The 15,658-nt window shown below is 58.8% G+C and carries 12 protein-coding genes; 9 read left to right on the forward strand and 3 right to left on the reverse strand.

Annotated elements, in window-relative coordinates:
- Window positions 1-348 precede the first annotated feature (348 nt).
- Window positions 349-1,041, reverse strand: a complete 693-nt coding sequence (locus ACP7CZ_RS23990; protein WP_054896527.1) for an aspartate/glutamate racemase family protein — start codon at window positions 1,039-1,041, stop codon at window positions 349-351.
- 357 nt (window positions 1,042-1,398) lie between these two features.
- On the opposite strand from ACP7CZ_RS23990, the gene ACP7CZ_RS23995 reads away from it, so the two are divergent.
- From ACP7CZ_RS23995 to ACP7CZ_RS24015, 5 genes are all read left to right on the forward strand, one after another.
- Window positions 1,399-3,624: a cytochrome P450 gene (locus tag ACP7CZ_RS23995; RefSeq protein WP_072446612.1), complete on the forward strand. Its 2,226-nt coding sequence runs from the start codon at window positions 1,399-1,401 to the stop codon at window positions 3,622-3,624.
- Complete coding sequence (locus ACP7CZ_RS24000) at window positions 3,621-4,418, forward strand: class I SAM-dependent methyltransferase (protein ID WP_054896525.1); 798 nt, start codon at window positions 3,621-3,623, stop codon at window positions 4,416-4,418. The genes ACP7CZ_RS23995 and ACP7CZ_RS24000 overlap by 4 nt, the downstream gene beginning before the upstream one ends.
- 49 nt (window positions 4,419-4,467) lie before the next feature.
- Window positions 4,468-5,037 carry an isopentenyl-diphosphate Delta-isomerase gene (gene idi, locus ACP7CZ_RS24005; protein WP_054896524.1) on the forward strand — a complete coding sequence of 190 codons (570 nt, stop codon included), beginning with the start codon at window positions 4,468-4,470 and terminating at the stop codon, window positions 5,035-5,037.
- A gap of 126 nt (window positions 5,038-5,163) precedes the next feature.
- On the forward strand, window positions 5,164-6,522 hold the full coding sequence (locus ACP7CZ_RS24010) for a M10 family metallopeptidase C-terminal domain-containing protein (protein WP_054896523.1): 1,359 nt from the start codon (window positions 5,164-5,166) through the stop codon (window positions 6,520-6,522).
- 114 nt (window positions 6,523-6,636) lie between these two features.
- The gene (locus ACP7CZ_RS24015) at window positions 6,637-7,308 is read left to right on the forward strand and encodes a DUF3313 domain-containing protein (RefSeq protein WP_054896522.1); all 672 of its coding nucleotides are present in this window, start codon (window positions 6,637-6,639) and stop codon (window positions 7,306-7,308) included.
- 56 nt (window positions 7,309-7,364) lie between these two features.
- On the opposite strand, the gene ACP7CZ_RS24020 is transcribed toward ACP7CZ_RS24015, so the two are convergent.
- Both ACP7CZ_RS24020 and ACP7CZ_RS24025 read right to left on the reverse strand, forming a co-directional pair.
- Entirely contained in the window at window positions 7,365-8,765 is a 1,401-nt protein-coding gene (locus tag ACP7CZ_RS24020) for a DUF1254 domain-containing protein (protein WP_054896521.1), read from the reverse strand.
- Between the two features lie 114 nt (window positions 8,766-8,879).
- Window positions 8,880-9,233 carry a response regulator gene (locus tag ACP7CZ_RS24025; protein WP_054896520.1) on the reverse strand — a complete coding sequence of 118 codons (354 nt, stop codon included), beginning with the start codon at window positions 9,231-9,233 and terminating at the stop codon, window positions 8,880-8,882.
- 262 nt (window positions 9,234-9,495) lie between these two features.
- On the opposite strand from ACP7CZ_RS24025, the gene ACP7CZ_RS24030 reads away from it, so the two are divergent.
- Genes ACP7CZ_RS24030 through ACP7CZ_RS24045 form a run of 4 tightly spaced genes read left to right on the forward strand, consistent with a single transcriptional unit; the run spans window position 9,496 to window position 15,607 of the window.
- Window positions 9,496-12,993, forward strand: coding sequence for a response regulator (locus ACP7CZ_RS24030; RefSeq protein ID WP_054919026.1), 3,498 nt, complete (start codon window positions 9,496-9,498; stop codon window positions 12,991-12,993).
- Window positions 12,994-13,824 (forward strand): CheR family methyltransferase, encoded by an 831-nt coding sequence (locus ACP7CZ_RS24035; RefSeq protein WP_019817062.1) that lies wholly within the window; start codon window positions 12,994-12,996, stop codon window positions 13,822-13,824.
- Window positions 13,821-14,420: a chemotaxis protein CheB gene (locus tag ACP7CZ_RS24040; protein WP_054896518.1), complete on the forward strand. Its 600-nt coding sequence runs from the start codon at window positions 13,821-13,823 to the stop codon at window positions 14,418-14,420. Before ACP7CZ_RS24035 ends, ACP7CZ_RS24040 begins: the two co-directional genes overlap by 4 nt.
- Window positions 14,414-15,607 carry a hybrid sensor histidine kinase/response regulator gene (locus ACP7CZ_RS24045; RefSeq protein ID WP_034127459.1) on the forward strand — a complete coding sequence of 398 codons (1,194 nt, stop codon included), beginning with the start codon at window positions 14,414-14,416 and terminating at the stop codon, window positions 15,605-15,607. The genes ACP7CZ_RS24040 and ACP7CZ_RS24045 overlap by 7 nt, the downstream gene beginning before the upstream one ends.
- Window positions 15,608-15,658 lie beyond the last annotated feature (51 nt).

The raw sequence follows: 15,658 nt of genomic DNA on the forward strand, positions 1-15,658 counted from the left end.
CTCCCGCTGGGGCGCGAAGCGGCCCCAAAAATGGGACTGCTACGCAGTCCAGCGGGAGCAAGCTCCCTCGCCACAAGTCACTGGTTGTCTGCTCTAGCTCTTAACTGACTGGCATTAGGGCAAGCGCGCGAAGGCGGAGTGTCAGTCACTGAATCTACAACTGAACCACCGCTATCGCAGGCAAGCCAGCTCCCACACGGGTCATGCATTACCCACAGAATCAGCGTCTGGTACAGATCCCCTGTGGGAGCGGGCTTGCCCGCGAAAGCGGTCTGACCGCCCGCCAGGATGTTGGATCAGACCGAGTACATACCCGTTCAGGCAAGGACCACAAAGTTGTGTAGACACCTAAGCCTCTAAGGCAAACCCCACTGCGGCCTGCGCATGCAACGCGGTGGTGTCCAGCAGCGGCAGGGCGCTGTGTTCGGGCTGGATCAGCAAGCAGATTTCCGTACAGCCGAGGATGATCGCCTGGGCGCCTTGTGCAGCGAGTGCCTGGATCACCCGCTGATACACCTGGCGTGACGCGTCACTGATGATGCCCACGCACAGTTCTTCATAGATGATTCGGTGCACCTCCTGGCGTTCATCCGCGTCTGGCACCAGCACGGTAAGCCCCTGGGCGGCAAGGCGGGACTTGAGGAAGTCCTGCTCCATGGTGAATGCGGTACCCAGCAAGCCTACCGTCAGGGTCCCGGCCTCCAGAGCCGCCGCCGCCGTGGCATCAGCAATATGCAGGAAGGGGATCGATACCGCCGCCTCAATACGCGGTGCCACCAAGTGCATGGTGTTGGTACACAGCACCACACAATCAGCGCCCCCGGCCTGCAAGCGCCGTGCGGCATCTTCCAGGATCAGCGCGGCATCGTCCCAACGCCCGGCATGCTGAGCCTGTTCCACCGGGCCGAAATCTACGCTGTACATCAACACTTGCGCCGAGCGCAGCGGGCCAAGACGGTCGCGCACGCGCTGGTTTATAAGGCGGTAATACTCGGCGCTGGACTCCCAGCTCATGCCGCCGATAAGGCCGATGGTGCGCATAGGGTGCTCCTGAAAAAGGATGAGCCTTCACCTTACCCACTCGAGGCTGATGAGTCATACGCAGTTGCCGACCCATTCACCGGAGCAGTTCAAGCAACGTGGGTGATCGGTCATCGTCCGGTGCTGAGCGACTCGTCCATACCTGTGAGAAATGACAGTATATTTTGCTGAAAACCCCATATCTAATCAGCACGAACGACCGAGCAGCCCCTGAGCGCTCATGATGGCGACGCTCCGTTTTCCCCTACGCCGAAAGACCGCCATTGCCGAGTGACCTTCGGATACCTCTCACATCCAGAGTTTTTGATTTCAAATAAGGTCAGCCCTACTGAAAGTTTGATTCCAGAGGAGCGTTTCATGGCACCGCAACACTGTGAAGGCGACACCGATACCCGCCACAACAGTCATTCGTCACCGGCGCCGCTCACGATTCCCGATATCCAGCTACCTTTCGCCGTTGCACCGCCGCGTGCCGACACTGAACGGCTGCGTGCGCATGCGCTTGCTTGGGCGCAGCGATACGGTTTGATCGGCAGGCGTGGCGCGCATCGGTTGACCACCACGGCACTGCTCGACCTGGGAATAGCATTGTGCGGGCGGGCGCCCACGCACCGAGCGCAGACTCTGGTGTGCTGGTACCTGTGGGCGCTTACGCTGGATGACCGTATTGATGACGGACCCTGGGCGGAAAACGGCGCGCTGGAGCATTTCATCGCCGCCGTGCAGGCGTTGACCGACAGCGGCGATGCTGTGCCGTCAGGTGAACGCGACCGGTTCGAGGACCCGATGCTGGCTGTTCTGGTCGATGACTTGTGGCCCGAGACCCAGCGTTGGGGCAGCGGGCCTTGGCGGCAGAGGCTGGCGGGGCACTTAATCCAGCATCTGCGCGCGCAGGCGGCGCAGGTACGCATGCGAGAAACCGATACGGCGCTCGCCCTGGCTGAGTATCTGCCGTTGCGCCGGGATTCCTTCGGCGCCCTGTTCTTTTTTGATCTGATCGATGGTGCCGAAGCCCTGGACCCGCACGAGCATCCTGCGCAGGTGGAAACATGGAGCAGGTTGCGTAAGCACGCTGCCGATATCATTGCGTGGACGAACGATATCCACTCGGTTGCCAAAGATGTGGTGTGTGGCGAGCGCTTCAATCTGGTGTCAATACTCGCGCACACCGCCGGCCTGGACTGGCCTGGCGCGATAGAAGCAGCCCATCAGATGATCAACACGGCAGTTGCTCAATTCACGGCAGCCGCTACCGAGCATGCCCATTACCCGCCGTGCGCTGCGACCGATCCGGACCGGTTGCGTCAGGTTGTCCGGGCGGCGGGGGACTGGCATCGCAGCGTTTCGCGCTATCACCTACAGGCCGATGGCTGCGCGGTACAGCACAGCCGACAAGTGGACCTGGCGCTGACTCCGCCGACCCTCAAGTCCCGCCAGTTCGAAATCGACCCGTACCCCTTGTATGAGCGTTTACGCACCACACTTCCGATCGCGTACGACGAGCCCACCGATGTGTGGCTGGTCAGTCGCTATGTGGATGTCAAAGCCGCGCTGACCCACCCAGGGGCAAGCAATCGCAACTACACCTGGCAGATTGGGCCGCTGCTGGGGCACACCATTGTGACCATGGACGGCTGCGAACACGCCCAGCACCGAGCATTGCTCACCCCGTCGTTTCGCAGCAAGGCGCTGGTGGCGCTCGAAGCGTCTGTCACCGCAGTGACCGCAGACTTGCTGGCGCGTATGCAGGGCCGGCCTCAGGTCGACCTGATTGCCGATTTCACCGCTGCGCTGCCGGTGCGAGTGATGGCTCATGCATTGGGCCTCCCGGCACACACACGAGAGGAGGTGGAGCGGCTCAAGCGTTGGTGTGCCATCGGCTTCGCGTACATGGGCAACTATCGTCAGGACCCAGCACTGTTGACTGGCGGGTTATCCAACCGAGACAGTTTTTACCACTTTATCCAGCCCTACATCGACGCTCGGCGTATAGAACCCAAGGACGACTTGATTTCACAACTCCTGGCGGCACGCATTGACGACCAGCCGTTGTCCGAGTCCTTTGTACGGTCCTATTGCGCGATCCTGATGACGGCAGGCAGCGAGACCAGTCACGGCGCCCTGGCGAATCTGATTGTCAACCTGTTGAGCGAACCTGGCGTGAAAGAGGCGGTGATCGCTGATCCAGCACTGATGGACAACGCCCTCACTGAAACCCTGCGACGCAACCCGCCATTGCAACTTGTGCTGCGGGAGGCGACTGAACCGCTGCAACTGCCCTCGGGAACAATTCCGGGTGGCGCAACCCTGGCCTGCCTGATCGGTTCAGCCAACCGTGATCCGGCCCGGTTCAGCGACCCGGACACCTTCAATATGTTGCGCGCCGAACAGGCGACCAGCCATTTCGCTTTCGGAGCGGGGCGCCACTTCTGCCTGGGCTCCATGCTCGCCCGGATGGAGATCACGATCGGTGCGCGCATGCTGCTGCAGACCTTTCCCAACCTGCGCTGGGCTCCGGGGTTCAAGCCCGAAGAGCGCGGGTTTCTCAATCGCTGCCCTGATCAATTGGAGGTCGTGCTTTGACCACATCTGTTTCCACCGAGCAACCCGGCTACACCCGCAGCTATCTCGCGGACCAACACGCAGGCCAATTGGCGAGGTTGCAAACCCTGGAGCGCGCCTTTGACCCGTTAAGCCATAAGGTTTTTGAACGATTGGATCTGCCGGACGCGCCCGCCATCCTTGATCTGGGCGCCGGTGCCGGATCGCTCGCCGGCTGGTTGAGCCAGCGATATCCCGACGCAACGGTTACCGCCACGGATATCGATACCCGCTTCCTGGTCGATATCCCCGGCATCAAGGTGATGACCCACAATGTCACGACCGATGATTTTCCTGCCGCATCGTTTGACGTGGTGCACGCCCGGGCGTTGCTGTGCCACCTCACTGACCGCGAGGAGATAGTGACGCGAGCCGCCACTTGGTTACGTCCCGGAGGCTGGTTGGTGATCGAAGATGTGAGCCTGCAACCGAGCCTCAGAACGACGAACCCGTTGTTGCGCAAAGTAGCCCAGGCCGGAATCACACTGTTGGAGCAGTCCATCGGGTCTGACATGTTCTGGGCCGATCGACTGCCTGATCGGCTACGTGACCGGGGGCTTGTCAACGTGGGGCATCGCACCCTCGAAGGCCGAATCGGCGACAACAGCCCGGCAGATGCCTTCTGGGCGGCAACCACCGCGCAGGCAGGGCCTGCATTGTTGGAACTTGGGTTACTCACCCAGGCAGAGCTGGATGCCATGGTCATGCTGCGTGCCGATCCAGCGTTCACCGACGCCGCGTTGACCTTGGTCAGTGCCTGGGGACAAATTCTTTAGCTCGATACTGTGTGGCGTGCGCGCCTCATTGCACAAAAGGAGATCCAGCATGATCCACGAGGTAGTGTTAGTCGACGCACAGGATGTACAGATTGGCGTGTGCGATAAACGCGATGCTCACCTGGGAGCTGGGCAGCTTCATCGCGCTTTTTCAGTGCACTTGATTGACAGCCGTGGGCGTCATCTGCTTCAGCGTCGGGCGGCGGATAAAATGCTCTGGGCAGGTTTCTGGTCGAATGCCTGCTGCAGTCATCCGGCACCTGGAGAGACTATTCTGGATGCCGCCTCTCGTCGTCTGCGTGAAGAGCTAGGCGTCTGGGCTTCGTGTCGAGCTCTCTATTACTTTGAGTATCATGCTTTGTTTGGCTCGATCGGCGCCGAGCATGAACTCTGTCATGTGCTGGTTGCTCAATCTGACGCTGAGGTCTCGCCCGTCCCAGAGGAAGTCAGCGATATCAAGTGGCTGACCCGCGCCGAAATAACGGCCCAGCTTGCAGAGCCCCGAGCGCCATTCACGCCCTGGTTTCGGATGCAGTGGCAGCGCCTTCTATCAGAGCATCCTTCGTTCGATGCGCCCAGGGCCGAGGCCACGCTCCCACCGCTGGGTCGCGGAGCATGAGGTAGATAGGCGTCGGCTGCCAGGTGAGTTTTTGGAACTGTTTTGCGTAGGAATACCACTGATACGCAGGTCGCCGGCCTGCCGTCAGGCGAGTAGACAAATGCCAAGTTCCCATAGGACTACCTCATGAATATTGATCCGAACATTGCGTTGGCAAGAGCATGCGCCACCAGCGTTGCACACAGGACTGTCGTTGAAATTGCTCATGCTGACGACCGCGGCGATAAGATTAAACATCGCCAAGTTTCATTGTCCATGGACCAAGTATTAAAAGGGTCAAAAGGTGCAGCCGGATTTGCCGGTTCACTGGGTTCCGGGGACCCTGCGGAGGTGACGTATGAGTTCGCCAATCGTCCCGAAACGGGGGGCACGACCAGCCAGTTCACAGAAGCACAAAAAGGCGTGATCCGTGAGACCCTGAATAATTTCAGCGATACTGCAAATATTCGGTTCAAAGAGTCTGTCAATGCACAATCCCATCATATGCAGATCAAGGTTGATGGCGGTAGCTTCAAGTGGCAGGCCCCCTGGTATACGCCCGTGTCCGATGACGAGCCCGGCAAGGTGCAGGTATCGCTGAACCAGCGCCATGCCGATGAGCTGGTAAAACCCAATAGTTTTGGGCGTCACATCATTGCAAAGGCTGTGGCCTTTAAATTAGGTCTTCCTGACCCAGCGTCTGCAGTATCGAGAAGCAACTACGCGGAAAATACGTCGGCTTACACGGTAAGGAGTCCTTTTCTGGAAACCCGCTCAGACCATCGCTTTAATAAGTTCCATGGTGATAAGACTCAGTATTCAAGTGCGCTGATGATGGATGATATTGCAGTCACGCAAGATAAATTTGGTGCGAACCTCCAAACGCGGACCGGGGATACGACGTATGGCTTTAACTCCAATGCTGATCGTGACGTATTCAAACTGCAGTCGAGCGACGACTTGCCGGTGTTTTGCGTGTGGGACGCCGATGGTAATGACACCTTCGATTTCTCCGCCTTCAGGCAAGATCAGGTTCTCAACTTGAAATCGGGCAGCTTCTCTAATGTTGGGGGAGGCCTAGGCAACGTTTCGATCGCCAATGGCGTCACCATCGAACGGGCTATTGGCGGTGCGGGCAATGACATTTTAATTGGCAATGACGTCGGTAACGAACTGGAGGGCGGCGAGGGCGATGACATTCTTTATGTCAAGGCGAACTCGGGTTTTAACCGGCTGACAGGCGGGCCGGGTAAAAATACCTTCGTTATCGGCGCGAACGACTCATCTGCCAGCTTCGCAAACACCGTAATAATGGATTTCGTCAGCGGCAAGGATAAATTGGATATTTCAGCCCTGCGCGCAGCCCACCCTCGACTCACCTTCACCCACGAATATTATCGCAGCCATAATCTCACCTTTTTGCGTTTCGATTTCGATGGCGACAAAAAAGAAGACTTCATGGTGAACATATATGGGCGAATCGCGGATTCCGATTTCCGCTTCTGACCTGAATGTTTAACGCATGTACTGGCTGGCGCCGAGCGAAATCAGGTGTGCTGCCCAAGTATTGGCTATACCTATAGCTCATTCTTACGATGATGGTCGCCAGGGAGTTCACTAATGAAGCTAAGGCTAATAATCGGCACAGTGTGCGTCGCCTCGCTCGGTTTGGTTGGTTGCGCCAGCAAAGTGGTGCAACCGAATGAATATTCAGGGTTCCTTTCCAACTACAGCCAGCTCAAGGAAGCCAAGTCACCGTCGGGGGCTGAGGTGATGCGCTGGGTTGATCCACAGCTGGACCTGAGCCGCTACACCGCGGTCTACATCGAGCCTACCCAGTTTTACCCCAAGCCCCAGGCCACTTCCCGAATTCCCGAGAGCACGTTGCGGGGCATCAATGACTATTACAACCAGGCGCTCAAGCGCGAGCTGGGTCAGTCACTGCCCGTGGCCAATGCCCCAGGCCCAGGGGTAATTGTTGTGAGAGCGGCGATTACCGCCGTGAGCAGCAAGACCGAGAGTCTCAAGCCATATGAGTTTATTCCCGTCGCCCTGGTGGCTGCGGCAGTGAGCACGGGCACCGGCATTCGCGACCAGGAAACCACCCTGGGCACCGAGGCGCAGTTCATCGATGGCGCCACTCATAAAGTGCTGGCCCAAGTGGTGCGCAAAGGCACCGGCAAGCCGCTGGCTAATGACTCCCAAGTGATGAAGGCCGACGATGTAAAAAGCGTCATCGACGGTTGGGCGTCAGACCTGCACCAGTCCTACGTGAAACTGAAAAAACACTGAGTCAAAAAAAAAGCGCGGCGGGTCATCGCCCGTCGCGCTTTTTTTATTCGCCGAGCTTATTTAAGCGGCGTCAACGCTGGTAGCTTCCACTGGCCGCTGCCAACTTCAGGCTTGGGCAGGTAAATGCGCAAGACCGCGTAAAACGGGCCGGGTGGGGCCGGCAACCAGTTGCTCTGCTCAGCCTTGGGAGGTTCGTGGTGCTGCAGCGCCAGGGTCAAGCCACCATCGGCATCGAGCTTGAGGGTGGGCAGCATCTGCGAGTTGATCAGGTAGCGCTTCTTGTGATTCGGCACCAGCAATTTGGTCTTTGCGTCATACATCGTCAGCGACCAGAACGCATCAGCCGGCGGCAACTGATCCTTGGCAAAATGCACGGTGTAGCTGTGGCGTGCACCATTGGCCGGCTTGCCCTCGCTGTCAATGACGTAGCTCAAGTGCGCGGCTTCATCACTGGAGTTGCCGAACATCCCCAGCTCGGCACCGGCGTAGCGGTACAGGTAGTTGTTTTGCAGGTGATCGCGGCTGCCGTACAGGTCTGCGCCGGTTACTTGGTGGGTGTCGACCTTGGCCTTCTTGAACGCGGCGAATTCTGCGCGGCCATCGGCGATGCCGTCTTCCAGAGCCTTGCGCTGCTCGGCGGTCAACTGGTTGACTTTGAACGGCGCGCCCGGCGCAATACCGATCCTGGCAAAGCGCGCCAGCAGGTCTTTTTCATTGTCCTGGGGCGCGGCGAAGGCCAGCATGAAGTTCAGGTAGCGAAACAGCTGCGGGCCTTCGGTCATCGTCGCCATCGGCTTGGGCCATTGGATCTTCGGCACGTTGGCGGGGGCGGGTTGCTTCACATAACTGCTCAGCGCCTGCACCTTGTAGCCGCTCTGGATCTGCTTGACCTTGCTCAGGTCTTTGTCGTCAAACAGTTGAGTGCGGTAAAGGGCGTAGGCGATGTTGCTTTCGCTGTAGACCACACGGTCGATGTCCACCGGCTGCTGACCTTTCCAGTCTGGCCCGGCGATCATGTAGTGGCCGCCGTTATTGCCGGTACTGCGGGTGCCCAGGTAGGCGAAATTTTGCGTATAGAGGTCGATCAACTGCACCGAGTAATAGCGGTTGTCTTCAATCTTGGGCAGGGTCAGCACCAGCGGCTCTTTGCGCAAGTCCATCCACACGAACGAGTAGGGCGTGTCGACGTTCGGGGTGGTAACTGCGTTGTCCTTGGGGGTGAGCACCTGGGCGCTGTTTTCGATACGGTTGAACGGCGCCTTGAAGTGGGCACCGCCTTTATCAACGGCCTGGGTGTAGAGCGTCTTGTACATCTGCACCACCGGGAAGCCGTACAAGTAGGCTTCCTTGGCAATGGCCCTGGCTTCGCTGGGGCTTGCGGTGAAGTCAGCCCAGGCGCCGGAGCTCATGAGTATCGAGAGGCTCGCCAACAGCAGGCGCGTCGGTTTTCCAATCATGTTGTTGCGTCCTTCCTGAGTGCTATCTGAGAGCGTGGCGTGAAGGCGCTGAGTTTCCTGTTTTATTGGCCGGTCGTCACGTTAATCTCTGCAAAGGACCATGGGGAAGGGGCGTTAGAGCATGGATTTGACTTTGTCACGCAACTGATCGATCGAAAACGGCTTGCCAATCACCTCCATACCCTCGGGTACATCAATGTTTTCGGCATAGCCGCTGGCAAACAGGATAGGCAGGGTCGCGCGCAGTTCGCGGACTTTGTTCGCCAGTTGTTTGCCGTCCATGTCGGGCAGGCCAACGTCGGTCATCATCAGGTCGATGATCTTGTCGGTATTTTGCACTAGCGCCAGTGCTTCCCCAGCATCCGCGGCTTCGAGCACCGTGAACTCCAACTCTTCGAGGACATCGACGATCAGCATGCGCACGATGGCGTCGTCTTCGACTACAAGGATGGTGGAGGTGTGAGACATAGTGGACTTTCCTGAACAGTGAGAGCGCTGGGCTTAAAGGCAACTAGATTGTGAGTAATAACAATGCCAGCAAGTTCCGAAGCAATTGCTGGCATTGTGACCTTAGCGGCGCAAAAAGTCCCGTCCGCTTGCGTGCTGACTCACCAAGGTGCAGGCGCCATGAGCTAGACCGCATCCGCTGCCAATCAACGCACAAACATAGCGTTGAGCGACGTTATTCGGGCAAACTTGCGGTTTTCCCGCATTTGGCCAAGGCATGCCCATGACACCCGCGTCGTCCGTCGATGAAAAAAGCTTTCGTACCTTGCTGAGCCGTAACGTGGCCCTGCCCTTGGGCGTGGGCGTGCTCAGCGCGGTGTTTTTCGTCTGCCTGATTACCTATTTGCTCTCGGTGATCCAGTGGGTGGAGCACACCGACCGCGTCATTAACAACCTCAATGAGACGTCCAAACTGACGGTTGACCTGGAAACGGGTATGCGCGGGTTCCTGATCACCGGTGACGAGCACTTCCTTGATCCGTACGAAGTGGCCAAGCCGCGGATCATTGCCGACCTGCGCAATTTGCAGGATCTTGTGGCCGACAACCCGCAGCAGGTCGACCGACTCAAGCGCTTGGAAACCTTGCAAACCGAATGGAACAACTACGCACAGTCGATGATTGAGCTGCAGCGCAACAGCGGTGATTACCGGGGCGCGGTCAAGGCGGGCCGGGGCAAGCGGCTCACCGATGAAATTCGCAAGGAATATGAGGACGCGGTGGCGATGGAACAACAGTTCCGTATCACCCGTAACGCAGAGGTTACCCGCACGACGGTGATCAGTGTCACGTTGTACCTGGCGTTTGTACTGGGGCTGAGTGGTTTTCTGGCCTACATCGGCAGGAAGAATTTAATTTCACTTTCAAAGAGTTACAGCGCAAACCTCGCGTCACAACAGAAGATTGCACGGCGCCTGGAGCAAACCGCCTGGCTGCGCAATGGCCAGACCGAGCTGGCCGAGCAAGTGCTGGGCCAACTGACCCTGAACATGCTGGGACGCAATATCCTGCAGTTCTTCGCCCAGTACATGGGCTCGGCCGTCGCGGCGCTGTACGTGCGCGAAGAACACGGCGGCCTCAAGCGTGTGGCCACGTATGGCTTCTCCCGCGAGCAGGAACAACAGGAACAGTCGATCTACAGCGACGAAGGCATCGTCGGGCAGGCCGCCCAGCGCGATCGCCTGATTCGCCTGGACGATGTGCCGGTGGATTACTTCAAGGTCAGTTCCGGCCTCGGTGAAGGGGCCGCCCGCAGCGTATTGGTGGTGCCAACCAGCGATGATGACCGTGTCAATGGCGTGGTCGAGCTGGGTTTCCTGCGCCCGCTGGATGAGCGTGATATCGAACTGCTGGAACTGATCGCCGGCAATATCGGCACCTCCATCGAAGCCGCGCGCTATCGCCAGCGCTTGCAGGAAGTGCTGGCCGAGACCCAGCAGCTCAACGAAGAACTGCAAGTACAGCAGGAAGAGCTCAAGACCGCCAACGAAGAGCTGGAAGAACAGTCGCGCATCCTCAAGGAGTCCCAGGCCCACCTGGAAACCCAGCAGGCTGAGCTGGAGCAGACCAACGAGCAACTCGCCGAACAGACCCAGACCCTGGCCGAACAGCGCGACGCCATGGACCGCAAGAACATCGAGCTGAACCAGGCCCAACTGGAGCTGGAAGACCGCGCCGATGAGCTGCAGCGTTCCAGCAAGTACAAGTCCGAATTCCTGGCCAACATGTCTCACGAGCTGCGCACACCGCTGAACAGCTCGCTGATCCTGGCCAAACTGCTGGCAGATAACCCCCAGGAAAACCTCAGCGCCGAGCAGGTCAAGTTTGCCGAATCGATCTATTCAGCCGGCAATGACTTGCTCAACCTGATCAACGACATCCTGGATATTTCCAAGGTCGAAGCCGGCAAGCTGGAAGTGCGCCCGGAAAACGCTAGCGTCGAACGCCTGGTGGATGGCCTGCGCGGCATGTTCGAGCCGCTGGCAATGGACCGCAAACTGGGCTTCCAGGTGGACGTGCAGCAAGGCTCGCCAACCCTGCTGTTTACTGATCGCCAACGCCTGGAGCAGATCCTCAAGAACCTGTTGTCCAACGCCATCAAGTTCACCGAACAGGGCGAGGTCAGCCTGTCGGTGTCACGCGCGCCGGGGGAGGGCATTGCCTTTACCGTGCGCGATTCCGGCATAGGTATCGCCCCGGATCAGCAGGAAAGCATCTTCGAAGCCTTCCGCCAGGCCGACGGAACCACCAATCGCCGTTACGGCGGTACTGGCCTGGGCTTGTCGATTTCCCGTGACCTGGCCACCTTGCTGGGCGGCTATATCAGTGTGACCAGCGAACCGGGCAAAGGCAGTATTTTCACGCTTGTACTGCCTGAACAGTATGTCGAACGCGACGAGGACGCAGCGCCGATCGAGCCACCGCGTCAAGTGGTGGTCGCGCCGGCACCGGCGCCCGTCAAGGTGTCGCCATTGCCGGTGGCCGACGCCAAGCTGATCCCACGCTTTGCCGACGACCGAGAAAAAGCACCGTTCAGCACCCGCTGCATCCTGGTGGTGGAAGACGAGCCGAATTTTGCGCGAATCCTGTTCGACCTCGCTCACGAACTGGGTTACCACTGCCTGGTAGCCCACGGTGCCGACGAGGGCTATAGCCTTGCCGAGCAGTACATCCCCGACGCGATCCTGCTGGACATGCGCCTGCCAGACCATTCCGGGCTGACCGTGCTGCAACGCCTCAAGGAACACGCCAACACGCGCCATATCCCCGTGCATGTGATTTCCGTGGAAGACCGCGTCGAAGCCGCCATGCACATGGGCGCCATCGGTTATGCCGTCAAGCCCACTACCCGCGAAGAGCTCAAGGACGTGTTTGCGCGCCTGGAAGCCAAGTTGACCCAGAAGGTCAAGCGCATCCTGCTGGTGGAAGACGACGACCTGCAGCGCGACAGCATTGCCCGCCTGATCGGCGACGATGACATCGAGATCACCGCCGTAGGCTTCGCCCAGGAGGCCCTCGACCTGCTGCGCACCACTATCTACGACTGCATGATCATCGACCTCAAGCTGCCGGACATGCTCGGCAACGAGCTGCTCAAGCGTATGGCCACCGAGGACATCTGCTCGTTCCCGCCAGTAATCGTCTATACCGGGCGTAACCTGACCCGGGATGAAGAGGCCGAACTGCGCAAGTATTCACGCTCGATCATCATCAAGGGGGCGCGCTCGCCTGAGCGTCTGCTGGATGAAGTCACGCTGTTTCTGCACAAAGTCGAATCCCAGTTGTCCCATGACCGCCAGAAGATGCTCAAGACTGCCCGCAGCCGCGATAAGGTCTTCGAGGGGCGCAAGATCCTGCTGGTGGACGATGACGTACGCAATATCTTCGCCCTGACCAGCGCCCTGGAGCACAAAGGCGCTGTGGTGGTGATCGGGCGTAACGGCCAGGAAGCCATCGACAAGCTCAATGAAGTGGACGATATCGACCTGGTGCTGATGGACGTGATGATGCCGGAGATGGACGGTTACGAGGCCACCGCCTTGATCCGCCAGGACCCACGCTGGAAAAAACTGCCAATCATTGCCGTGACGGCCAAGGCCATGAAGGACGATCAGGAACGTTGCCTGGCAGCAGGCTCAAACGATTACCTGGCCAAGCCGATTGACCTGGACCGCCTGTTCTCACTGATTCGCGTATGGCTACCGAAGATGGAACGCATTTAAGTGGAGCAGTGTTTCTTGGATAAGAGCAGCGATATTGAGCTGCGCCTGTTGATCGAGGCGATTTACCTCAAGTACAGCTATGACTTTCGCGACTACTCGGGCGCGTCGGTCAAACGCCGTGTGGCCCATGCCTTGCGTCAGTTCGACTGCGCGACCATTTCCGCACTGCAAGAGCGCGTGTTGCACGACCCGGCCGCGTTCATGCAGTTGCTGCAATTCTTGACCATTCCGGTGAGCGAGATGTTTCGCGACCCGTCGCACTTCCTCGCGATTCGCCAGGAAGTCGTGCCGCTGCTCAAGACCTACCCGTCGATCAAGATCTGGATTGCCGGCTGCAGCACGGGCGAGGAGGTGTACTCCATGGCCATCCTGCTTCGTGAAGAAGGCTTGCTGGAACGCACCATCATCTACGCCACGGACATCAACCCCGCGTCGCTGGACAAAGCCAAGCAGGGCATCTTTTCCCTGGAGAACGTGCGCGCCTACACCGCCAATTATCAGCAGGCCGGCGGGCAACGGTCATTTGCCGACTACTACACAGCGGCTTACGATTACGCGATCTTCGACAAGACATTGCGCGAGAACGTGACCTTTGCCGACCACAGCCTTGCGACCGACAGCGTATTCTCAGAAACTCAATTAATTTCATGTCGTAACGTATTGATTTATTTCAATAAAAAATTGCAAGATCGAGCGTTTGGCTTGTTTCATGAGTCGCTGTGTCATCGCGGCTTTTTGGTGCTGGGCAGCAAGGAAACCCTGGATTTTTCCGCCTACAGCAAGCAATTCGAGCCCTTGGTCAAGCAGGAACGGATTTACCGAAAATCATGAGCGACGCGCCAGACACCCCGATTTCGGGGATCGAAGCCATCGTCGTCGGCGCTTCCGCCGGCGGCGTTGAGGCGTTGCTGAGTATTTTCGGCCAGTTGCCGAGCACCTTCGCGCTGCCGATCATTGCCGTGCTGCACCTGCCGGACGAGCGCCGCAGCCAACTGGCAGAAGTCTTTGCCCGGCGCCTGAACATCCCGGTCAAGGAGGCCAGGGACAAAGAAGCGCTGGAGGCGGGCACCTTGTACTTTGCCGGGCCCGGTTATCACCTCTCGGTAGAGCAGGACCGCAGCCTGTCCCTGAGCCAGGAAGACCGGGTGCACCATTCCAGACCCGCCATCGACTACCTGTTTTCCTCGGCGGCCGATGTGTATGGGCCTCGCCTGCTCGCCATTTTGTTGACTGGCGCCAACCAGGACGGCGCAAGCGGGCTGGCCCACGTCAAGCAATCGGGTGGCATTACCATCGTGCAGGACCCACAAGAGGCACGCATTGCCGTCATGCCCCTGGCGGCCCTGGCCTTGCACACACCTGACCATATTCTTTCCTTGAGCCGAATCGGCTCATTGCTGGCTTCCCTGGAACCCTTCCCATGTTAAGTACTGTCCAGGCCAAACTGCTGATCGTCGACGATCTGCCGGAAAACCTGCTGGCCCTCGAGGCGCTGATCAAGCGTGAGGATCGCCAGGTCTTCAAGGCATTGAGTGCCGACGAGGCGTTGTCCCTGTTGCTGGAACATGAATTCGCCATGGCGATCCTCGACGTGCAGATGCCTGGCATGAACGGTTTCGAACTGGCCGAACTGATGCGCGGCACCGAAAAGACCAAGAACATCCCCATCGTGTTCGTCAGCGCCGCTGGCCGCGAACTCAACTACGCCTTCAAGGGATATGAAAGCGGCGCGGTGGACTTCCTGCACAAGCCGCTGGATATCCATGCGGTCAAGAGCAAGGTCAATGTGTTCGTCGACCTGTATCGGCAGAGCAAGGCGATGAAGCTGCAAGTTGAAGAACTGGAGCGCAGCCGCCGTGAGCAGGAGCTGTTGCTCACGCGCCTGCAGGCCACCCAGGCCGAGCTGGAACAGGCGGTGCGCATGCGTGACGACTTCATGTCGATTGTCGCCCACGAAGTGCGTACGCCCCTCAACGGGCTGATTCTGGAGACCCAACTGCGCAAGATGCACCTGGCCCGGGACAACGCCGCGGCGTTTACCCTGGACAAGATGCGCGCCATGGTTGACCGCGATGAGCGCCAGATCCAGAGCTTGATCCGCCTGATCGAGGACATGCTCGACGTGTCGCGTATCCGTACCGGCAAGCTGTCGATTCGCCCGGCACGCATCGACCTGGCGCAACTGGTACGCAACCTGGTGGATAACTTCGCGCCGCAAGTGGCAGCCGCCGAGTCGTCCATGCAATTGCAGGCCGAAAGCCCGGTGCAAGGCTGCTGGGATGAGTTCCGTATCGAGCAGGTGATCACCAACCTGCTGACCAACGCCCTGCGCTACGGAGCCAAGAGCCCGGTGCAGGTGCGGGTGTATACCGAGCATGGCGAAGCGCGGGTAGAGGTACGCGACCATGGCATTGGTATCAGCGAGGAGAACCAGAAGCGTATTTTCCAACAGTTCGAACGGGTTTCGGCCAACCATTCCGCAGCCGGCCTGGGCCTGGGCCTGTTTATTTCCGAGCAGATCGTGGCGGCCCATGGCGGCACGATTGAGGTCGAGAGTCAGATAGGTGAGGGCGCCCTGTTCCGGGTATGCCTGCCTTTGGAAGTGGCCGAGTGAAATCAATCGTCACCCCGACGCAACCTCTGCGTGACCCCATGGTCGTAACTG

The sequence above is a fragment of the Pseudomonas sp. DWP2-2 genome (assembly GCF_049897065.1).
GTDB classification, from domain to species: domain Bacteria; phylum Pseudomonadota; class Gammaproteobacteria; order Pseudomonadales; family Pseudomonadaceae; genus Aquipseudomonas; species Aquipseudomonas paracarnis.